The following is a 22,665-nucleotide window of genomic DNA, read 5'->3' as shown; positions in this document are numbered from 1 at the left end:
AACGTTGAAAACAATACTGTATATAACAAAGGAGGACCCCCATGAAAACTTATATAACATTGCTACTGGTAGCCACACTGTCATCCTTTAAAACAAATGCTAAAGAACTAAACCTTGAGTTATTCATCGAGGCATATAATGAAGCCTATCAACCATATCAAAAATGAAAGACATTCTTATTATTGGAGTTCGACGATAATGGATTAATTAAACACATACGTCGATATCATCAGTGATGATATACAAGTTCATGCAGGGTAAACTTTAATATGGGTACTTTTAGGCTATTTGTCGATATTAACATAGCGATCACTCTCAACTAGCTACGCCATATATTGACCACTATGCTATGAAGTGCCCCCGGTTTTAATGTAACTACGAACGGCAAGTTTGTGCCAAACTCGGCTATACGACTAGTTGGCTTTATTTTTAATTATAGCAAAAAGCAGACGTTGAACTAAGCGAACATAACTATAACAAAGATACGAAAGAAGAAGTTAGCCATAGATAAGTACCTAAGACTTTTGATGATAGCTTTTTGGCAGTAAGTCTTTCAGTATTAGTGTGAACAAAGCCACCACAGCAGTCATTGAGCCTTTAAAGCAAAGCAGCATATTTTCCGATTTAAAACATGAGAGTAATACACTGCGTTCACAACCATATGATTGATTAGATGCTTAATTTATTATTTAAATAAGCATCATCAGATAACTACTCTATCTGTTTAAAGCTTTTGGCGTATACCTGTAGCGATAATTGGAGCCCAATAACTCCCTTCAGGAATTTTTGGAGAAACGCCAATAACCTTTCCGTCAGAAGAAAAATGAAACTGCATATAAAAGGACTCTGTACTTGACTTCCAAACATAAAACTTGTTTTCAGACATGTAAGTTAATTTAAATAGAAATTTTCCTTTTTCCTTAATAAACAAATGTCCATTAACCAAATCCACCTTAAAAAGACTACCTTTATCACTTTGGTAAGTCCCTACGTAGGTCTTTAGGGCTGAATCACTAATAGAGTTAGATTCTGTAAACTCGGTTCCGATCAACTGCTTAATATTATATTGAATTAAACTAGGTTTCTCTTTATAAATTGGATAAATATTAACAGCACTTTGTAGATCCTTATCACTTATCATTTGTTCAAGAGTCATTCCCGCTTTGTGCTTTTTACCAACCAATTCCGAGAATGTACTTAACGTAGCGCTGGCTTGTTTTAAAGCATCACGTTTGCTAAATAATCGCTCTCCTTTATGTCCTGAAACAATTAATGTTTGGTCATTCGCTATTTCATAAGCTTGAGCGAAACCACTTAGCTGACCTTCTACACCGTGATAACCGGTATACACCAATTTGTCAGTACGAAAGGCATCTCCAAGCAACATCACATTACTGTTTTCTAAGTAAACAATTGTTTGGCCTTTCGAATGCGCTCGTGTGTAAGTTGCTGTTACTAATTCACTGCCAAATTGCATAGAAAATTTTCGATCAAACAAAATTTGAGTGCTTGCTTGGGTATATTGAAGTTCACTATGACTGATAAGTTCCGCGCCACGTTCTTTAAAATAATCATTTGCATGATAATGAAACGTATCAGAGGCCACATTCAAAACATGGGTTACAGGCTTACCAGTTAATTTCTTAATTTTTGCTTCTAAACTCGGAGCAACAGGCTCCATTTGTGCAGTAATTAACATGACTCCTTTGTCGCCAACAACAATTGCACTATTGATAAATGAAGTTTTACTCCAGGCTACTGATAGTACGAAAACTTGATCAGTAATTTTATTGGCCGTTATTTCATATTCTTTGCCTATTTCCTGTACTGAACTTGCCTGCACTATGCTTGCTTGCAACAGAAAATAGATAAATAGGAATATAATTTTTATTCTTACATTTAGGTTATACATATTTTAGGTTATACATATTAGGTTTCTATATTCATTAAGTGACTAGAATTCAGAAGAAGTTAACTCGTTTAGTACATCTTGGGCAACATTGTTGTCTTTATCTTTTGTTACAGAATATTTCATGTAGCTCAATTATGTTCAACCAAGTCGCTTTATTGATGATGAAAGTTTCCTCCTTCAACCTGTATTTGACACACTTCTAATGTCTGTTAAAGACTCACAGAGTGAATATCAGGTGTTGTAATATCAACGGCTGCAATGGAGCTTAAACCCGTCTACAGTCGAGTATAAAATCTTGGCTAATAGTTAACATTAGAGAAGCAAGTACGAACGTCAGCTTTAGGGAAAAAGTAATCCCAATCAGAAGATGCATGACCGTCTCTTGAACGCTCAAACCCGCCGTTGGCGATGTTTAAAAATTGTAAATACACAATACATGATGTTATTGTACAAAAACAAGGTTTTTGATGGTCGTGACCGACCGTTAAGAGCGATAAGCGGAAGTTAAAAGGTGAGTAATCTGACCGTCTGCTTCAAGTTCACTGCTGTCGCTCACCTTCAGCTGTATTAAGTTTGCTCATATTCTCATTCGCTAAGCGGCAACGAATGTATATTATTAATGTCAATGAGTAGAGGTTGTGCGCAAGAAAAATCAATAAGTTCACAACATACTTTAGCAATTAGATTATACTAAGCCTGTTTCTTTTTCTGATAGTGTTTACCCCTTTATGTTTCTACAAAATATAGAATTACTTCCAGTCAATATTTTGCAAATTGTTTTTGCATTCCAAATGAGCTTTATTGCATTACTTATATGGAATCAAGAACGTTATCGCAGCTTAGCGGTATTTTTTATTTTTCAAGCCATTCTCAGTGCAATGAATGCACTTGAAGGAACCAATACAAATAATCAACATTATCTAATCACACCTGCATTTACATTGGTCATTGGACCTATACTTTACTTTTTTATTCGTTCACTTGTGAATGATGTTACTCTCAAAAGACAAGAAAAAGCGATGCATTTTATTTTGTCTATTATTGCTCTCCCTTTTACTCAATACACTCAGCTTATTATTGCCTTCGGTACGTTAAGCCAAGTTATATATCTGTTGTTGTCATTTCGTCTTATTTCTCGCTACCATGCGACTTCGAAAGCTGTAAGTTCTGATGCAGACAGCTATAAATTGACGTGGTTGGTAAAAGCCTTAACTGTTTTTGCTGTAGCGACTGTTATCGATCTTGTCAGGATGAATCTGCAAACTATCACCTCTGACCATGTCAAGGGACTTTGGTATTTAGTAAATGAAGTTATCTTTTTTAGTCTTTATTGCTATCTAGCATTTAAAGTTATCCGGCAACCATTATTGTTTGATGGAATGACGTTTTATGAAAGCTTAAATGAGCATAAGATTACGGACGATAAACAAGCAGAGAAAGCTTTAGCAAAAAGCATATTTACCAATATTGAAAGTCTAATTTTACAAAATGAAATGTTTAAAAAACCAAGGTTAACTGTGACGGATATAGCACAAAGCACGGGTGTTAATGTGAAAGATATCTCTTGGGCAATCAACTTAGGCAGTAATCGAAATTTTTGTGACTATATAAATAGCTTGAGAATAGCAGAGGTAAAGAAAAAGCTCTTAGCAGGCAATAGTGACTCAGCATCTCTGTTAGAAATTGCTTTGGCCTCAGGTTTTAATTCAAAATCTACCTTTAATGCGGTATTTAAAAAAGAGCAAGGTAAAACCCCTTCTCAGTTTCTTCGTGAGAATTTAAAGCCCACGGTTGAGTCGTAAATTAGTACAAAAAGGCATTTTTAAGTCCGAAATCCTGATTTCGGACGACATTTTCTCATAAATTACTATTATTCTCATATATTTTAAAATTCCAAAAAAGGAAGTGTAATGCATTCCAATCGCTTTATTTATTGTTTCATCATCACCTTGTTCTTTACGTTTTCAACCCAAGCTTTTGAAACGAATAAAGCCAGCAAAATGACAAACAATGCTATCGGTCAACCTCCTACCATTAGTGAAGTAGAAGTTCCAGCCGTTTATTATGCAAATAGAGTTAGAGCACTTGAGCTGGTACGACAAGAAAACTGGCAAGCTGCCAAGCCAGTTATTGAATCTTTAACTAGCCAATATCCCGATGATGGGGATACATGGTACATATTAGGGCTTACCTATTTTCAATTGGAGCAATGGGAAGAGTCAGTTAGTGCGTTTAAAAAAACGTTGGCCTTAGGCACAATCATTTCGAATATTCCTACAGGCTCAGCACCTTCGAATGACATTATGATTAATATTGCTGAAGCATATTCTGAGCTTGGAGAAGAGTCTAATGCGATTGCGTGGATCAATAAATCCTTGCAAGCACGTTACGATGGCAGAAAAGATTTGATTGGTAATGCTCATTTTAAACGAATTAGTGACTCTAAAGCATTTCAAAAAGTCTCAGGCAGTTTTCTTCCTAATAATTTAACCCGAATTCAGTCATGGCAATTTGACCTAGAATTTCTTGTTGCTGAAATAAAGCGACTTCATGTCAATATCTATCATTCCGTCAATCAAGAGAAGTTTGAACAAATGGTAGCTAGCATTAGCAAGAAAATACCTTCTCTTTCAGATCAGGCGATAGTGTTTGAATTTATGAAATTGGTTGCGGCTATGGATAATGGGCACAACTTTATTGTTCCAGCGTACGCTGACAAAGGTTCTTTCAATCAATTGCCGTTACAATTTTATCAATTTAGCGATGGTCTTTTCATCGTAAGAGCTGATAAAGGGTATCAACAGTTAGTGGGCAGTAAAGTTGTCTCTATCGGAAACACTGAGGTAAAAGAAGCATTAGAAAGAACTAAAATGGTTAATGCAAGAGATAATGAGATGCAACACCTTTGGTTGGGGCCTCACTACTTAGGATTACCTGAAGTACTTAAAGGGTTAAACATAGTTAATGACGCCCAAGATATTTCTCTTACTATTGTGGATATTAAGGGAAAGCAACGGGTGATAAATCCAAAAATAAAGACAATGGGGTTCAATGGCTTTCCTAAGTTACCAGCATTAGCTAATAGTGATGCAATCTATAACCTACGAATCAAAGAATCGTATTGGTATCAGCATATTCCAGAGCAGGCAGCAATTTACATTCAATACAACTATGTTCATAACGCAGCTTCGCAGTCTTTTGAAGAGTTTAATAGTGAGCTTAGAGAAAAAATTTCACAGTTTAAAGCTGAAAATCTTGTTTTAGATCTAAGACATAATGCTGGTGGGAATGGCAGTACTTACCCTCCTTTATTAAAAACACTTATTCAATTTGAAGCGTTAAGGCCAGATGGGAAAATATTTGTTCTTATTGGCCGGAATACTTTTTCAGCAGCGCATAACTTATTACTGGATATTAACCGATTTACTAACCCTATTTTAGTTGGTGAACCAAGTGGCTCTAGACCTAACGCGCTAGGTGAAGCTGGCTGGTTTAAACTGCCATACAGTGGTACTTGGGGCATTATTTCATCACAATTCCACCAAGCGTCGAAGGCCGAAGATCATCGAATTTGGGTACCACCCCACGTTCCTGTAAGTTTATCTTCCAAACAGTATTTCTCAGGAGATGATCCTGCGATGCAAGCAGTAATGAATATAATTTCTAAACTTTAATTCGATTATAGATGCATAATAATAAGCTTTACGTTTCTTTTGGTGAGTTCTGATAAAAGTACAGATATTTCATTAGTTGAGAGATATATGACCGCTCGACAGGCTGGGGACTATCAACCACTTACTTAACTCCATCCTAAAGATATTTGCTATGTATTCAAATATAAAAAAAGAGCTAGAAAAATATCATTTCTAGCTCTTTTATATCTGAAACCTGTAATGGTCCAGATTTAAACTAAACTCTCTATAGATTTAAAGGCTGATTTGTACCTAAACCAGGCCCATAAACAATGGCATTAAGTAACAGTCTTGCTGTGCCTTTTGTTGCCCCTCTAAAGTTAGGTGAATTTGCAAACATGATAACTTGACCATTGCCTTTTCTATCACGAGTCAGGTAGGCGGCGTTACTAATTCGTTGCGCTGCTTCAGGCCATACTAAGCCACTCATTCTAAGGTATAGATCTTTACCGTCAGGAATTGTTGACCAACCGATTAAACGCTCTTTAGCTTTGCCGTTATCGACTAACACACCAAATCGAACTACCGCGCTTGTTGGGCTTTTGGTCATTAACAATGGCGTATTGTCAGTGAGTACCGGTAAGGTTTCATCGACTCCGAAAGTTAACCAGCTTTTTTGATCGGTACGCGTCGCAAGTAAAGCACCGGATGGCATAAATTGCGCGGTCCAATTATCCCAGCGAATTAATTGCTCTTTACTCATAGGCTTTAAATCCTGGTGATTTTGCCATGGGTACCATATTGAATCAGATACCGTGTGATCAGTGATTAGCTTTTGATTCGATATCGTTGTTTGCTGTGCAAGCCATTCTTTGTATAGAGCAATATTATAGTCTTCTATCTTTTCGAATGAATCCGATAACACTGTGGTTTCAACAAATTTATCAGTCTTCGCAAATTGTACTGTCGAGTTGCTCGTAACGATTAAGGTTCCACCCGCTTTCACCCAAGTATCTATTGCTGCGATATTGCCACTAGTTAATTCGCCATACCAACGACCCGGAATGATAAGTACGTTGTATTGACGTAAATCCATTGAGCTAATTAGCTCTTGGCTTAAGTGCGAATGACGCACACCTAATTCAGTATCTAACATATGCCAAATATGACCATAGTCATAAGGGCTGATGCCACTTTGTGTAAGCATGGCGATTTGTGGGCGCTTTAACAACTTAAAGTGATCACCACCAATATCAGGTAGATCTTCATCACCTAAGCCTTGATTAATCGCATGAACATTAACGTTCTTGTCTTTGGCTGCTTGCGCAACAAGTTCTGTCACATTCGCAATATGTTTATTATCGTGAGTAGTAACAGCAATTGAACCTCGATTAAATGATAATTCGTTAAATATGCCTTCTTTATCTAGAGCTCGAACATTAACGCCTTGTTCTAACAATCTTGCTGCAAAGCCCACGGAGCCGTCATTAGCGCCATCTACTAGGTAAGCAATCGTATATTCTGTACTCGCAAAATCAGTAGAGACTTGGCGGGTCAAAGGTTTAAGGTTATCTTCAAAGTGATAACCAATTTCAAATGCTTGTAGGCCATACAGCATGGTTAAATTCCAAGCTGTCGAGTCATACATTACTGAACTACCGTCACGTAATGTCTTTTGTCGCTCCTCTAGCAGTACCGCATCATTTATTCTGGCGTCGAACTCCAAGATTGCCGCAATAAGTGGCGCATCATATTGCCTATTTGGAATGATGATTGAGCCAACAGGCAATTCTGTGGAGTAAAGCTTTTGACCGAGTTGATTTATTGCGTTTTGTACTTTCGTTTTACGCGTTAATTCAAAGTAGTCAATTCCTTGTAGATCGAGTAAGTCTAAGAATTTATTCAATCGGCTATGGTTTTCAGTTGGCAAAACAACGAAACTCTTGTCGGCGTATATACCTGAGCTTGCGACGTGACTTTTTCGGTTTTCAACGAAGTCTGAAAAAATCTTTTGTCGATTATTACTTAATGTTTTGAGGTTAGTCATTGAGCTATAAAATTGATGATCGACAGATTTTTTATAGCTACGGATCTGACCGTTCTCTAGTCTTACGCCGTCTTCTGCAGTGCGAGCTTGTTCGTATAAAATATGTATCGAGCCTTTGTACTCAGAATAATTGGAATATCCAGGGTATAGGTTTTCAAACCATTCACCGGTGTAGTAAGGCCAAGCCTTTTTATCAAAGGCTTCGGCTTGCTCTTTTGCGAAAACTTTACTCCATTGATTGATACTTGGGGCAATATGTTCATTTATAGGCTGACGCGGAGGTCCAAATAAGAAAGTATCTAATGCCCCCATTTCATGACCATCAATCATCAGTAGTGGCAACCATTGATTAATGGCTTTGATACGGCCTATTGATTCAGGGTTTTCCGCAAAATAAAAATCTCTATTCAAATCAAAGTGGTAATGGTTAGTTCGGCCGAAGGGCCAAACACCATTGTGCAATAAAGACTGGACATCAAAATTTGGTGTAGCACTTCTGTTTTGCTCTAATTGCTTAGTAAATCTGGCGCGACCGTCAGGGTTCATCATAGGATCGACGAGTACAACAAGGTTATCAAGTAAGTTGTTGACCTCTTCATCTTCACTTGCAATTAAATGGTAAATTAGGGCTAGCGAAGAGTCTGCGCCTGAGGATTCATTACCGTGAATAGAATAAGCCATCCACGCCGTAGCAGGGGTCTGCTCGATTAACTTGACAATGTCGCCTTTGGATAAGTCATCCGGTGTGCTTAGCGCAGTAATATTGGCTTTGATAGTATCTAAGTCATTAATGTTTTTGGCGCTAGAAATCGTAAGATAGTGCAGTGGTCTATTTTCATAGGTACGCGCATACTCAACAATATTGGCACGTTCACTTTGCTCAGCCCAAATATTCACTAAGGTATTAATTTGTTCCGGTGTAGCCGTTTTTTCACCAACTTCAAATCCGAGGAAATCCTTGGGTGAGGTTATTTTTGTATCATAAGTTCCGGTTAAAATATTTGGATATTTTGCCTCAGCTAGGGGAGTCGGCTTCATCACCGTTGTTGCGGTAGCGTTAAAAGCTGCTGCAAGCAGTAATAAAGGTGCAGCTAATCGTGTTGAAATTCTCATAGTCCCTTCTTTTATTTATTGTTTTTTTAAACATGTTAACTATAGAAGTGGATATCAAAAAGATAAAGGTAGTTGATTAACTGTAAAGGGTTAACAGCCATCGATAGCGATAAATAGGCAATAAATGCTTGCTCTGAAGGTAAATGAAAAAGCAGGCCAACGCCTGCCATTTAGTAATTAGAAGTTGAAAGCCTATAATTGAAGCCTCACTTTATAATCAATCTGATAGTTAACGGATTAATTAGCTGCATAGCAGTTAATGTTTTGTTGTTTGTTTTCAGCTGAAGAAATGCGCATTTGATCATATTTTATATCGGGAACATTGGCTTGAATTGCTTGTTCAAAAACCATTGCTACATCACCAATTTTTCGGCCTTGTTTATTGAGTTTATCGAATGATGGTTGATGCTTTTTCATTAACGTACTCAACTTTGAAGAGAGTTTATTTAGTTCTTTTACTTCGGCGGTATTGTGAAAATTACCAGCTTCAGTTTGCTGTTCAATTTTTTCTGATAAGCGTTCTATTTCATCGCTGTATTGCTCTATTTGATGCTGGATCTCTTCAATAGGTTGCTCTAAATCTTGCATTTCTTGCTCCGCATTTTGCAGCTCTTTGTATGCCTGAAACTGAGTACTGTTCATCGCATATTCACTAACAACTTTACAATTATTCATCAAAGTGATTGTGTATTCACCGTCCTTTAAAGCGTCTGCGTAACTGCTACTAAGTACCGCTGATACTAATAATGCAGCTACTGCTGTTGTGGTTTTTTGAACTAAATTCATTGTGTTAATCCTTAATTAATTTTTTAAACTTTTATTCAAAGATGTGGATCTAATCATTGATTAGAGCTTTTTATTTGTTGTTCTCTTAATTAGTTAGTCGCGTAAAAGGCGTAAAAGGTTTGAAATTATTTGAATGAATGAGTTAACTCAATTTTACAGGCCAAATTAACGAGTCAATTTAGCTGCTTAATCTACAAGTAACATTGTACTTCATTAATGCACACAAACATTCCGGCGTTCTAGTTACAAAAAGTAACGTAAGTTAATCAATTGTTGATCTAGATCAGAGTGGTCTTTATGCACTGTTTTATTCTATAGGAAACACATAGTTGAATAACTTTTATGGAGAATTTTTATGGATAACTTAGCTTTCTTATTATCGGACCCGATCGTACTATTTTCAGCGGGCGGACTATTAACTGTGTTGGTAATTATAGCGTACTACGTTTATTACTTTATGACTAAGATTAACAACAACGAGTAAACCATTACTGCTATTTTTGAAACACACTGTGTTGTTAATATGCCTCATATTCTGTGGGGCATAGGCACGTCTTTAATAAAATCTGCAATCAATCGAGCAAATACTAAACCTGCCAATTGACGTTACAGAGTAACTTGTCACGCTATGCCATTCTCAACGAATAGATTCAATCACTTGCAATTGATTTCAACAAGGTTAAGCTGTAGCTAAGTAAATAGAATTTAAGTTTTGACAATCTATCTAAGTAGAAATGGCTTTCTACACGCGCTTAGATAATTAAAAATAATGGAATTAGTAATGAAATTTGTTCAGGTATTGTTGCTTATATTAGCAGGGGTTTCGCTGTCTAGCCAAGCTGCCATAGTCAAGCATACGGTAAACAGTAGTAAAACTATTCATATGAAAGATATGACACTGCAAGTTTTTAGCGGTGAATTTTATTTTGAGTTTGATCCTAACAATGCGGTAAACAAAGAGATTGTCGATATTGAGTTAGCGATACCTAATGCTGAAGGCATGGTAAGCGCAAAAGCTAATTATTTTATTATCCAACCAAAGAATCCAAAAGATCGACGCGGCGCAATTGTCGAAGTAAGCAATCGTGGTGGCAAATCGGCTCTTTCATATTTTAATCTAGCTCCTAGAGTGGCAATGCCAGATAAAAGCGCCGCACTTGGCGATGGCTTGATCCAAGAATTAGGTTTGTCACTTGTCTGGGTAGGTTGGCAAGGCGATGTGCCCCATAAAGACGATTTAATGTACGCAGAATTACCACGTATTATTGATCTCGAAGGATGGGTTAGAAGTGATTGGACCGTTGATAATAACAAATCATTATTAACATTAGCGCACCGCGATAATATAGAAACAATTTACCCCGTAGACTTTGCTACTCAAGATGAAGCCTGGCTTACCAAGCGAATGGGACGTGATAGTTTGCGAGCAATTGTGCCTCGTAATCAATGGCAATTTAGCTCCGACGGTAAATCGATCGTTGGTGATTTCAGTCCTGGCATATATGAATTAGTGTACCCTGCGAGAGACCCTCAAGTTGCTGGCATTGGCTTAGCGATAATACGTGATACAGCCGCGTATATTAAAGAAGAAAGCAATCCGTTTTACGTACCCAAAGCAATTGCCTATGGGGTGTCACAAACTGGTCGATTTTTACGTCATTTCCTACATCAAGGATTTAATGAAACTGAAGATGGGATAATTGCCTACGATGGGATGTTTATTCATACTGCTGGCGCAGGTCGCGGCAGTTTCAATCATCGATTTGCGCAGCCGTCTCGTGATGCTCATCGCATGTCTGCATTTTTCTATCCAACCGATGTTTTTCCGTTTACCTCTCAACGTATTCGATCTGACATAACCAATCAAAAAATTGGTTTGTTAAAACGTAATCATGAACCATTTTATCCTAAAATTTTCTATACCAATACGGGATATGAATATTGGGGACGTGCTGCAGGTCTTACCCATAGCCATAAAGTATTTGATATGGCGCCATTAGAAAATGAGAGAATCTTTCACTTAGCTTCAGCTCAACACTTTGTTGAAAGCACCAACAATATAAAATTAGTTGATAAAGACAATCTAATTTTTCGCGGTAATAATCTTAATTTTAAACCTCATTTACGCTCGCTGTTATCGCATCTGAGTGAGTGGGTTATCGCTGACCGTAAGCCTCCGAAAAGTAAGTATCCTAGGTTTGCTGATCAAACCCTAACAAACTATGCTCACTTTCAACTTCCGAATTGGCTTGGTGTTGAAAAACCATTTAAACCGCATACCGCTTATGAGATTGATTACGGTAAGAATTGGCACAAAGGGGTGATAGATAATCATCCTCCAGTATTGCTTGCAGAAATACTACCGCCGGTACCCAAACTCGATAACAATGGCCACGAACTCGGCGGCATTTCACATCCTTTACTAAAGGCTCCAATCGCTACTTTTATGCCGTGGGTCTTACGCTATGATAAGTTTTCAAGCAATGAGATTGAAGACTTTCGTGGTGCTATAAAACAATGGAAGAAAAAGCGTATTCTTTCTCGTTATGCAAATAAACGTGCCTACATGACACATCTAAATAAGATGATTTTAAAAAGCTTAGCTGAAGGTTGGATATTAGCGCGAGATGTTAGCCGTATCAAACAGCAAGGTAGTTGGTTGTGGGATTGGAGTATGCTACAAAAAGACCCTGTTTATGAAGAAGAAGACGATAAAAAACGGAAATTATTAGATGATTAAAATTTTAAGCTTTTGTTTGTTATTGTTGCCTTTTTCTAGCCTTGCTAGCGCCTGTAATGAGCTTTCAAAAATCAGCTGGCTGTTAGGTGATTGGCAGTCACCTAGTAATAATAATATTATTGTTACGGAGCAATGGCGAGCGCAGGGGAGTAGTATATTTAATGGTATTGGCCAAACAATTAAAGAAGGCAAAGTGAGTTGGTCTGAACAATTACGTATTGGTGTTATTGATGACAAAGTTTATTATTTTGCGAAGGTGCCAAATAATGAAGAGCCAGTGCCATTTGAACTGACTAATTGTTCTGAGAATTCTGTTACATTTGAAAATCCAGAACACGACTTTCCCAAGAAAATCCATTATTTATCACCAACGCCAACTGAGCTCATGGTGATTGTATCCGATGGAAAAGATAAAATGTTTACCGTTGAATTTGGTAAGGTTACCCGCGCAAAAGACGAATAGCCGCTTTGCTAGGTCGTTTTTTATTCTGTTGTTTTTTTCTTAATTAAAATCCAAGTATTAGCGTAGTCAGGCAAGTGCTTATTTGCCTGATGGTAATCGCTCCAGCCATAGTAACTGTCTACAAGAAAGTCGAGTTGAAATAGATTGTTATCGAACGCGCCGCCGGTGTCTGCTAATACGCCTAGCTGGCTAATTGACTGCTGGCCTTGGGGATAATTAATCATCACCAACTTGCCCAGACCTAATTGTTTAATGTTACCGGCAAATGTAGCGTGGGCTTTGATCGCAATCTTAGTTTCCATGCTATTGCCGTAACCCATAATTGACGGCACCTCGGCAAAGTACCAATAACGGCCTTGTTGGTTTTTACCGATGGCATAATCATAACTAATGCCATTATTACGATGTACGTTGAAGTAGCGGGTTTTACCGTCAACATCCAACACCCCAGTGCCTTGTAATAATACGTCATGTAAACCGTCTTCAGTTATCCAAATGAGTGGTTTCGCTAGATTATTATTTTCCAGCGCTCCATCGATGATTTGTGCACGGGTATATTTGAATCGAGTTAGGGTCGCTTTGTGATTTTCAGCCTCTACTTTAGTCATGCCTTGTTCATCATAAGGCAGTGCATACAGTGCTTGGTTATAAAGTTCAGTTTTTACATTACTGGCTTTTAACTTTTTGGTGTAGTACTTGGTGATGAACAGCTTATCTTCAGGAATGTTGTTTAATAGCCTGTTTTTGACGTCGTTCGTGCTCTTTTCGCGTATTTTGTCAGCGTAGTCTTTATCAGGGTACCAACGGTAAAAGTCAAAATTAGCCTTTAAAAACTCGCTATCATGCATTCTTCCAGGGTGTTTGTTTTTAACATCTTGGCGGTAGGTTTCACATATAAAGGCTAATGTCAGGCCAACATCTTTCAAGCTTATTTGCTCATTTACCACGCTGCCAGGGTGAATCGCATCGTTATCATCGACCAGCATAAGGTAATCTAAAGTATTGCTAGCCACTGAGCAGAGCTCACTGGTTTTGGCGATCTTCATTTGACCAATGTCAGGGTTTTGCTCTAATACAAACTGGCCACTTTTATTTTCATTTATGCTTTCGTTAATAGCATCATTTGGGGTTGATTGTGCATTGGCTGCAGCGTGATCACTTATCGCGCTACAGGCAATGCATACGATAGTGATAAGCGGTAATAATTTCATTGACTGGCTATCTTAATTCTTGATGTTGTTAAATACTGACTATCGAAGGCGTATATCGACATAGGGCACTAATGGTTGGCCATAATTTCTTGGTAAACACGAATTGCCTGCTGATCTTCATTCATCAAAACCAGTACATTGGCGTAAACTTCTAGATCTTCTTTGTTTTGCTCTAGTTTTAACAGTGATACAAAGGCTTTTTGCGCTTTTTCAAGCTCATTATTACCAGCACATAAGTGCGCAAGTGCACTTAACCACAATGTGTTTTCTTGATCTTTTTGTAATAGTTTTTGAACTACTTGGATGATATGTTGGCTTTTAACGTAAGGCAGAGTTTTTATTTTATTAATGAAACTTGCTGACGCGCCTTTTTTCACTAACGGCAGCACTAAATCTTCTAACTGATTTTGTAAGCCATTGTTTGCCAAGACTTTTGCATAAGCTAGCGTAATACCTTCACTTTGCCTTTCCTTACGACCTAAACCTTTATAATGCTTGGCAACCGATTCAACGCTTTCAGCAGTGATTAATTGTTGATAATACGCAGTAAACGCTAAATGCTCCCAAGCACTTAATTGCTCTGCTTGGTGCTGTTTGTCTTTGCGGATCGCTTTTAAATTATCGAAGGCTTTGTCATAGCTCTGCTCACTAACTAAAAGCTCAACTTCTAGACCGAGTAGTCGCCAATCATGATTGATAAAACGATGATTGCTGTCGAGTAATGCTCTAAGTTTGGCAAACTGTTGTTGCTTTAAATAGATACGACCAGCGACTAATAGAGTTTCAAAGCTAAAATTCTCTTGAGCTTTAGGATGTTCATTGATCAACTGTAGAAAGTTTTGAGCTTGTGCAGTATCTGCCAATTCATCTGCAGATTTAGCGGCAACTAACCAAGCACTATTGGCCATTTCCGATTGCTCAGCACATTTAGACATTAAATCTTGCGAATGCTTATAGTCACCAACTAAGTAAGCGCCAATACCTTGTTGAAAACTGCGTTTGGCTTTGGTTTTATTGCCAAATGCGAAGCGCTTTATCGTAGTTGAGCCAAACTTAAAGCCAATACGCGTCCCCCAAAATAAGAACATTAAGACAAAGGCTAATAGGGTTAATAATACTAAGGCGCTTACGACTGTTAATTCATAAGTCAGATCGCCCATGGCGATCAAAATATAACCTTTCTCATCAATCAGCATCGGCGCCAATGCGATCAATGCAATGACTAGAACAAACTTAATAATGTTACGTATCATAAGTTGTTCTCCTCAACAGATTCTGCTGAACTTATGATTGGAGCTGATTTTTTATTAGCGTTCTTATTCGCTTTTAATAGCTTTTGTAATGCCACTGCAGATTGCAAGTTTTTAGGGTATTCAATATTCACTTCCATGTTTTTAACTTCACCAAGGCGAGCATTAAACTGCTGAGTCGTCGCTTTGGTCATATCAAAATATTTTGATAACCATAACTGCATATCGGTGACTGTTTTACGGAATAAAATGGTATTTCCTTGGGTTACTGCCCACTGAGCTTGCTGAAATTTCAGCTCAAAATTATGATATAAATTTTGCTCAAATTTTGGTTCCATCAATGGCTCAACATCGCCCTTACGACGTCGAATGGTAATAAATTCATCTTTAAATTGTTGCCACGATTTCGATAGGTTTTCACGCCAATCACTTATATCTTCGGATAATGCGGTACTTTCTTGTATTTCAGTAACGTCAGGCAATTCCACCGAGGCCAATGGCAAGTCATCAACCTGTTTTGATAGTCCCATTAAAGACAGAACGATGTCGTCACGCTCAAGTTTTGGTAGTACTTGTAGCTTCTCAATATCCTGATGTAACAATTCGCGGATTTCTAATAGTCTCGGGTCACGTAAACCTTTCAAGCGAGCGTCGGCATCTTCGATTAACGATATCGCTGTTTGCGCATCTTTTTGTAACCATAATACCCGACCAGCCATACGCACTAAATATTCAGCTTCAACAATTTGCCAGTTTGCAGGCTGACTATCGATAAGCTCTTGAATTTGGTTTTCAAGCTCTTTTATACGACTACCACTTTTTTCTTCAACTTCTTTAATTAATGCCGATATTTGTTGTCTCGATTGTGTTTGAAGTTTGCTTATTTGTTGCTGTAAATGTTGGTCAAGTCGCTCAACGGCAACTGCACTTTTTTCTGTTACTCGGCTTTCTAATAATTGACTTTGTTGCTCCTGCCACCAGTAATGGGCTCCGACACCACCACCGGCAGTAATCGCCACAAGTAGCGCTAATATCGCTGTTTTAGATATCTTTTGTTTAGCCGGTAATGATCTCGATGATGACTGAGATTTAGATAGCGGTTTAGCCGTTGATTTAGAAACTGGCTTGCTTGTTGAGGTCGTTTTAGCTGAGCTGCTCGTTGACGACTTTACCTTTGAGCTGGTGCTTTTTTGTTGACTGGCTGATTTTGCTTGCGCCGCTAATTTTGTCGCATTAACGACAGGTTTAGACGCAGAGCTGGCTGCTTCTTTAGATGCTGCTGAAGTGTCAGCCGCTTTATTGTCTGCAGGCTTTTTACTTTCATTTTCTTTGTTGTTGTCTTTATCAGTCATATTTATATTCCTGGCCGTTCCTGCAGCCTTGATGTACAGCATCTGCGCTAAAGATAAAGGATGTTAATCTATAGCCTTTAAAATTTGTTGATGGGACGCACCTTCGGCGTTAATGACCTTAGTCAAACCATACGCTTTTGCCTGTTCGGCAATTCGCTTGCTCGCCACAATCCAAGTGCAGCGATTCGCCCAATTCATATCATCTATATAAGATAAGGTTTTATCGAACAACTCGCCAGAAGTAATTACAATAAAATTAATATTATCTTTTCGCCATTTTTCAATAGTTTGGCTTTTGTTTAGTGACAACCAATTACGTTCATACACTTCATTATAGGCAACAATTGCACCTCGGTGCTGTAACTCTTGTTTTAGAAGTTCTCTACCACCATTACCTCGAATGATGAGGATAGACTTTTGTTCGACTTGTTGAAATTCTGGCAACGCCAAAATGCCTTCACTGTTATGGGTTGTCGGCACTGTGATTGGTTGCGATAAATATTCCTGCAGTACCAGTTTGGTTGCGCTACCAACGGTAATGATTTTGCACTTTGAAAAACAGCGTTGCATTTCTTCATTAGAATCAAAATGCTGAGATGCAAAACGCACCGCAGCAGGACTAATAAAAATAACAAAATCTGGAGAGAGTTGTCTTAGCTGGTCGCTTAATATTGAAAATTGCGGACCTTGGCGATAATTAAATAACGGCGTAATGTCGATATGATCGGCTATAGGTGCAAGCACCTTAGCCAATTCATCGGATTTGTCTTTAGGCCGGGTTAGCAGAATATTACGATTATTTTTGCTCATATACCTGCTTTAAAATCACATCGGCACCAAGTTTAAGTAACTGCTCAGCTAGCTGGTTGCCTAACTGCTCACCGTCGTTAACGTTACCGCTTACTTCACTGTGTAAAATTGTGCTGCCATCAATTGCGCCCACTAAGCCACGAAGGAAAACTTCATTACCAGTGATAGTGGCATAACTGCCAATTGGTACCTGACAACCACCTTCAAGTGCTCTGTTCATTGCTCGTTCCGCCAATACACGATGACGAGTTTCTGTATGCTCAAGTGGCGCAAGTAACGATTTAACTCGTTCATCATCAACACGACACTCAATACCAACAGCACCTTGACCATTCGCTGGTAACATGACTTCTGGCTCGATAAATTCACGAATACGCGCAGGCATTTCTAAACGAATCAATCCCGCTGCCGCGAGAATAATGGCATCGTACTGACCATCGTCTAATTTCGCTAAGCGGGTGTTAACGTTGCCGCGTAAATCTCTGATATCTAGATCAGGACGTAACGCCTTTATTTGACATTGACGGCGTAAACTCGATGTACCAACAATCGCGCCTTGTGGCAGTTCGGCCAAACTATTTATAGTGTTAGAAACAAAAGCGTCACGCGGGTCTTCACGTTCACAGATAATTTCCAAACCTAAACCTTCTGGAAACTCAACAGGAACATCTTTCATTGAATGCACAGCGATATCGGCGCGGCCTTCTAACATAGCAACTTCAAGTTCTTTGACGAACAAGCCTTTACCGCCCACTTTTGACAATGGTGAATCAAGGATAATATCGCCTTTAGTTACCATTGGCACTAATTCTACGGTGAGTTCAGGATGAAAGTGCTCCAGTCGAGCTTTAACAAATTCAGCCTGCCATAAAGCCAATGCACTTTTTCGAGTCGCTATTTTTAGCGTTTGTTGGGTCATTTTAAATTCTCTTGCTTACTAACGGTATTGACCATTAGTTAAATGTTAGAAGTTTAGCGATTAATTTGAATGCAATTATTCTGCGCTAAGTAAAACTTGTGCGTCTGCTTGTACGCTTACGGCGTTTGACATAAATTGCCAAAATTCACCGCCTTCGCGTTTATCAATCCATTTGCCATCGATATAATCAAAGTGGTGGCCGTTGAATTTTGTTGCCACCCAAACTTGATGCAGTGGAGCTTGCTTATTAATAATGATTTTTGTTCCATTTACAAAAGTTAACGTTAATAATCCGCCAACGCTTTCATAATCAATATCTTCACCGCAGTCTTCAATTGCCTCTTCAAGGGCGAGTAATAAGTCTTCGGCGAGGATGTTGTATTGACTATCGTTCATATTTTTTTCCAATGCTTTGGTAAGTAATAAAGTTCGGTATTGATACTATTTATGCTAAAAGTTGTTATTTTACTTAAATTTTTCAACGCTGCATGCGATTATAAAACGATATCTTGTTAATGGAAAATAAAATGATTAATAAAACCCGACTAAATGTTGTATTATCCATACTTATTTTTACGCTTGCAGGCTGCGGCTTAAAAGGGCCGTTGTACGAAACTGAGTCTGAAACTGAAAAGACAGTAGAACAAACTAAAAATAACGAACAACAAAACAATAACTGATTTTAATGAAAGAACATAAATAAATGTTTTTTTAATGGACAATTCCAGGAACAACTAGTGGATTTTTTTAACCGTCAAAATAATAGCTTATATGCAGAACAATGTTCAGTAAGCGAACTTGCAAAAACTCATGGCACGCCTTTATACGTGTATTCTCGCGCGACAATTGAGCGTCATTGGCACGCATTTAATGATGCTGCCAAAGGTATGAAACATTTGATTTGTTACGCAGTGAAAGCGAGTTCAAATTTAGCAATTCTAAATGTAATGGCGAGATTGGGTAGTGGCTTTGATATCGTATCAAAGGGTGAGTTGGCTCGTGTTATTGAAGCGGGTGGTGATCCGGCTAAAGTTGTGTTCTCGGGTGTTGGTAAAAAGGCTGACGAAATAGCCTATGCTTTAGACAAAGGTATTCATTGCTTTAATGTTGAATCCGAAGCCGAGCTTAGCCGTATAAATGAAGTTGCTGTAGCTAAAAATATGCGTGCGCCTATTTCGATGCGAGTAAATCCAGATGTAGATGCTGGTACACATCCATATATATCGACCGGATTAAAAGATAATAAGTTTGGTATTCCAATTGACCAAGCAGTAAGCATTTATAAGAAAGCAGCGGCGATGTCTAATTTAGATGTACGAGGCGTTGATTGCCATATCGGTTCACAGTTAACCGAAGTACAACCATTTTTAGATGCCCTTGATAGAGTATTGATGCTTGTAGACAGTCTTGCTGAAAACGGCATTAAGTTAAGTCACTTAGATGTTGGCGGAGGTTTAGGTGTACCTTATCAAGGTGAAACACCACCGCACCCGAGTGAATATGCAAAAGCAATAGCGGATAAAATGCAGGGTTACGATCTAGAGCTTATCTACGAACCAGGTCGAGCAATTATGGCAAACGCTGGCATTTTAGTAACTGAAGTTGAGTTTTTAAAAACCAACGAAGATAAGCATTTTGCCATTGTTGATGGGGCCATGAACGATTTAATTCGTCCGGCTTTATATCAAGCATGGCAAGAAATTGTACCTGTTACCATTAATGAAAGCGCCACTTCTCGTGAATACGATGTGGTTGGTCCGGTATGTGAAACCGGAGACTTTTTAGGTAAAGAACGTGAACTGGCAATTGAAGCTGGTGACTTACTTGCCGTTAGAAGTGCTGGTGCCTATGGGTTTACCATGAGCTCAAATTATAATTCACGTCCACGAGCGTGCGAAGTAATGGTTGATGGTGAAAACGCTTATGTAATCCGTGAGCGCGAAACTATCAAATCTTTATGGCAAGGCGAAGCCTTGTTACCGTAACCTTTTAGGTTGCATTCAAACTACGGAATTTAGACGTTACTATGTTAGTTAATTTTTCCAAAATGCATGGTCTAGGTAATGACTTTATGGTGCTGGACAATGTTACGCAAAGCGTATATTTGTCAAATGAGCAGATCAAAAAATTATCTGATCGTAATTTTGGTATAGGCTTTGACCAGTTATTAATTGTCGAGCCACCTTATGATCCTGATTTGGATTTTCATTATCGAATTTTTAATGCCGATGGCAGTGAAGTAAGTCAATGCGGTAATGGTGCTCGATGTTTTGCTCGTTTTGTCTTGATGAAAGGCTTGATCAATAAAAACAAAGTGAAAGTGACCACCGCTTCCGGTCGTATGACTTTACATATTGAGCGCGATAACCAAGTGACAGTAACCATGCCGATCCCTAAATTTGATCCGGCGAAAGTACCATTTACGGCGCAAAAAGAAGAAGGCACTTATATTTTACGTGCCGATGACCAAACGGTTTTTTGCGGCACAGTATCTATGGGCAACCCGCACTGTGTTGTGACCGTTGATAATGTGTTAGAAGCACCAGTAAATACTTTAGGTAAATCATTAGCTGAACATGAACGTTTTCCTGAAGGTGCGAATGTTGGTTTTATGGAAGTAGTTAGCCCTAAGTACGTTAAGCTTCGCGTATATGAACGCGGCGCAGCGGAAACATTAGCCTGTGGCAGTGGCGCTTGTGCTGCTGTGGTTGTTGGTATTACTCAGGGTAAATTGGCAAACAATGTAACCGTAGAATTACCAGGTGGAAAACTAAAAATTTATTGGAAAGGTCCTGGAAATCCAGTGAAAATGACCGGTCCAACTGAACATGTATTTGATGGACAACTACAACTATGAGCGACTCAAACGCAGTGAATAATAAAAATAATGCACCAATCAATGCCGATGATTTAGATGTAGAAACGTTGGCGATTACTGATGAGATGGTAAGTACTTACCTACAAGACAATCCAGATTTTTTCGCTCGTAACCCTAATGTCGTGGCCAACCTTAGGTTTTCTGACAGCAGTCGAGGTGTGGTGTCGTTAGTCGAGCGTCAGCAACAAATCCAACGTCAAAAGATTCATTTATTAGAAGAAGAAATTACCTCGTTATTAACGGTGGCTAATTACAATGAACAATTGTTCACGGTTTATAATGATCTGTATTTAAATCTTATTGATAGCAATAATCCAAGCGAATTTCTTGATTACTTAACCAACACCACGACTCAATTGTTAAACTTATCTTCGTTTAAATTATTTTTAACGAATAAAGAATTTGAGCTAGGTCATGAATCCATTGTTAAAAACGACTGCGGTTCAATTATAGAAAAACGTTTTGCTAATTCTGAATACTATTTTGGTCGATTAGCCGATGATGAAAAACAACAGTTATTTGATGATGCCGTTGTTGGCTCTGTGGTGTTAGTACAACTTTCTCATGAAGATGAGTGCTTAGGTTTTATTGCCATAGCATCGAGTGATGCAGAGCACTTCAACCCATCTATGGACACCTTGTTGTTGAATCAGTTTCGCACGCTAGTTGCTAAGTTGTTAGTAAAGCAGTTGCGCAAAATAGGCCTGTAACATGCGCTTTTATCGTCGCTTGTCCTCATTCAAGGCCATAAGCTTTGATCTTGATGATACGCTTTACGATAACCATCCTGTGATCAGTAAAGCGGAATTAGAGCTGCAGCAATTTTTAATGTCTGCAGCACCTGAATGTTCGGCATTGGGCAGTGATTATTGGTGGCAACACCGCCAAGTTTGTTTAACCAATCAACCTGAACTTTGTCATGATGTTACTGCTTTACGCCTCGCTTGTATCCAGTCAGGAATGCAAGCGCTAGGATACTCAAGCCTTGATGCTGCGAACAAAGCGCAACAAGGTTTAGACTTCTTTTTATCTCATCGTAATAACCTGCAAGTGCCACAACCCGTAAAAGAATTACTAGCACAATTGCAACAACGTTTCCCATTAGTGGCAATTTCCAACGGCAATGTTGGCATCGACGAAATCGGCATTAGTGAATATTTTGAGCATTGTTATTTTGCTGGCGCTGGTAACTTACAAAAACCTGAAAATGATATGTTTAGTAAAGCCTGCGACGATCTTGCGATAACACCAAGCGAACTGCTACATATCGGTGATTGTACTCACGCCGATATTTATGGTGCCTTGTCGGCAGGTTGCCAAACGATTTGGGTAAACAACAATGAGTTTGGTATTCGCAAAAAGCCTCTTAAAGTGCTGCCAAATGCAGAGTTTGATTTCGTTGAGCAGCTGACTATTTTCCTATAATAGATTCTGCAATAGACAAAGTAGCCAAGCCAATCTGTTTATCAGGTTTAATCAATTTGTATAATTTGCACTAGCCATCTAATATAACCTACAAAATCACCAACTTTGGTGACAACGATTGTTCTAA

General features: G+C 38.5%; 19 protein-coding genes. 10 read left to right on the top strand and 9 right to left on the bottom strand.

Annotated elements, in window-relative coordinates; all coding sequences use genetic code 11:
* Positions 1-724: 724 nt before the first annotated feature.
* Positions 725-1,912 carry a DUF3471 domain-containing protein gene (locus LT090_RS15030; RefSeq protein ID WP_112424268.1) on the bottom strand — a complete coding sequence of 396 codons (1,188 nt, stop codon included), beginning with the start codon at positions 1,910-1,912 and terminating at the stop codon, positions 725-727.
* Positions 1,913-2,640: 728 nt separating this feature from the next.
* Here LT090_RS15030 and LT090_RS15025 point away from each other — a divergent pair.
* A complete protein-coding gene (locus LT090_RS15025) occupies positions 2,641-3,714 on the top strand; it encodes a helix-turn-helix domain-containing protein (RefSeq protein WP_082897008.1) in 1,074 nt (357 codons plus the stop codon).
* 108 nt (positions 3,715-3,822) lie between these two features.
* Positions 3,823-5,586 (top strand): tetratricopeptide repeat protein, encoded by a 1,764-nt coding sequence (locus tag LT090_RS15020; protein WP_068544360.1) that lies wholly within the window; start codon positions 3,823-3,825, stop codon positions 5,584-5,586.
* Positions 5,587-5,830: 244 nt separating this feature from the next.
* On the opposite strand, the gene LT090_RS15015 is transcribed toward LT090_RS15020, so the two are convergent.
* Together LT090_RS15015 and LT090_RS15010 are read right to left on the bottom strand one after the other, a co-directional pair.
* Positions 5,831-8,704, bottom strand: coding sequence for a M14 family zinc carboxypeptidase (locus tag LT090_RS15015; RefSeq protein ID WP_068544359.1), 2,874 nt, complete (start codon positions 8,702-8,704; stop codon positions 5,831-5,833).
* Positions 8,705-8,941: 237 nt separating this feature from the next.
* Entirely contained in the window at positions 8,942-9,490 is a 549-nt protein-coding gene (locus LT090_RS15010; RefSeq protein WP_068544358.1) for a hypothetical protein, read from the bottom strand.
* A gap of 355 nt (positions 9,491-9,845) precedes the next feature.
* On the opposite strand from LT090_RS15010, the gene LT090_RS16870 reads away from it, so the two are divergent.
* The 3 genes from LT090_RS16870 to LT090_RS15000 all read left to right on the top strand — a co-directional run bounded on the left by LT090_RS16870 (position 9,846) and on the right by LT090_RS15000 (position 12,693).
* Positions 9,846-9,974, top strand: coding sequence for a DUF3149 domain-containing protein (locus LT090_RS16870; protein WP_082897007.1), 129 nt, complete (start codon positions 9,846-9,848; stop codon positions 9,972-9,974).
* A 297-nt stretch (positions 9,975-10,271) separates the two neighbouring features.
* Positions 10,272-12,230 (top strand): alpha/beta hydrolase domain-containing protein, encoded by a 1,959-nt coding sequence (locus LT090_RS15005; protein ID WP_070796005.1) that lies wholly within the window; start codon positions 10,272-10,274, stop codon positions 12,228-12,230.
* Complete coding sequence (locus tag LT090_RS15000; RefSeq protein ID WP_068544356.1) at positions 12,223-12,693, top strand: DUF6265 family protein; 471 nt, start codon at positions 12,223-12,225, stop codon at positions 12,691-12,693. Before LT090_RS15005 ends, LT090_RS15000 begins: the two co-directional genes overlap by 8 nt.
* 20 nt (positions 12,694-12,713) lie before the next feature.
* On the opposite strand, the gene LT090_RS14995 is transcribed toward LT090_RS15000, so the two are convergent.
* The 6 genes from LT090_RS14995 to cyaY form a co-directional block, all read right to left on the bottom strand.
* Positions 12,714-13,904: an MltA domain-containing protein gene (locus LT090_RS14995; protein WP_082897006.1), complete on the bottom strand. Its 1,191-nt coding sequence runs from the start codon at positions 13,902-13,904 to the stop codon at positions 12,714-12,716.
* Positions 13,905-13,972: 68 nt separating this feature from the next.
* Complete coding sequence (locus LT090_RS14990; protein ID WP_068544355.1) at positions 13,973-15,157, bottom strand: heme biosynthesis HemY N-terminal domain-containing protein; 1,185 nt, start codon at positions 15,155-15,157, stop codon at positions 13,973-13,975.
* Positions 15,154-16,506: a uroporphyrinogen-III C-methyltransferase gene (locus LT090_RS14985; protein WP_068544354.1), complete on the bottom strand. Its 1,353-nt coding sequence runs from the start codon at positions 16,504-16,506 to the stop codon at positions 15,154-15,156. The genes LT090_RS14990 and LT090_RS14985 overlap by 4 nt, the downstream gene beginning before the upstream one ends.
* A 63-nt stretch (positions 16,507-16,569) precedes the next feature.
* Complete coding sequence (locus LT090_RS14980; protein WP_068544353.1) at positions 16,570-17,316, bottom strand: uroporphyrinogen-III synthase; 747 nt, start codon at positions 17,314-17,316, stop codon at positions 16,570-16,572.
* Positions 17,303-18,235, bottom strand: a complete 933-nt coding sequence (hemC, locus tag LT090_RS14975; RefSeq protein ID WP_068544352.1) for a hydroxymethylbilane synthase — start codon at positions 18,233-18,235, stop codon at positions 17,303-17,305. Before hemC ends, LT090_RS14980 begins: the two co-directional genes overlap by 14 nt.
* 75 nt (positions 18,236-18,310) lie before the next feature.
* Positions 18,311-18,631 carry an iron donor protein CyaY gene (gene cyaY / locus LT090_RS14970; protein WP_068544351.1) on the bottom strand — a complete coding sequence of 107 codons (321 nt, stop codon included), beginning with the start codon at positions 18,629-18,631 and terminating at the stop codon, positions 18,311-18,313.
* A 131-nt stretch (positions 18,632-18,762) separates the two neighbouring features.
* On the opposite strand from cyaY, the gene lptM reads away from it, so the two are divergent.
* From lptM to LT090_RS14950, 5 genes are read left to right on the top strand one after another with little or no spacing between them, the layout of a single operon-like run.
* Positions 18,763-18,915 (top strand): LPS translocon maturation chaperone LptM, encoded by a 153-nt coding sequence (lptM, locus tag LT090_RS16865; protein ID WP_157726574.1) that lies wholly within the window; start codon positions 18,763-18,765, stop codon positions 18,913-18,915.
* A gap of 57 nt (positions 18,916-18,972) precedes the next feature.
* A complete protein-coding gene (lysA, locus tag LT090_RS14965) occupies positions 18,973-20,220 on the top strand; it encodes a diaminopimelate decarboxylase (protein WP_068544350.1) in 1,248 nt (415 codons plus the stop codon).
* Between the two features lie 41 nt (positions 20,221-20,261).
* Positions 20,262-21,092: a diaminopimelate epimerase gene (dapF, locus tag LT090_RS14960; protein ID WP_068544349.1), complete on the top strand. Its 831-nt coding sequence runs from the start codon at positions 20,262-20,264 to the stop codon at positions 21,090-21,092.
* On the top strand, positions 21,089-21,823 hold the full coding sequence (locus LT090_RS14955) for a DUF484 family protein (protein WP_226996491.1): 735 nt from the start codon (positions 21,089-21,091) through the stop codon (positions 21,821-21,823). The genes dapF and LT090_RS14955 overlap by 4 nt, the downstream gene beginning before the upstream one ends.
* Before the next feature lies 1 nt (position 21,824).
* A complete protein-coding gene (locus LT090_RS14950) occupies positions 21,825-22,538 on the top strand; it encodes an HAD-IA family hydrolase (RefSeq protein ID WP_068544348.1) in 714 nt (237 codons plus the stop codon).
* Positions 22,539-22,665 lie beyond the last annotated feature (127 nt).

The organism is Thalassotalea crassostreae (assembly GCF_001831495.1).
GTDB lineage: Bacteria > Pseudomonadota > Gammaproteobacteria > Enterobacterales > Alteromonadaceae > Thalassotalea_A > Thalassotalea_A crassostreae.
This window is presented reverse-complemented; position numbering and strand designations above follow the sequence as displayed.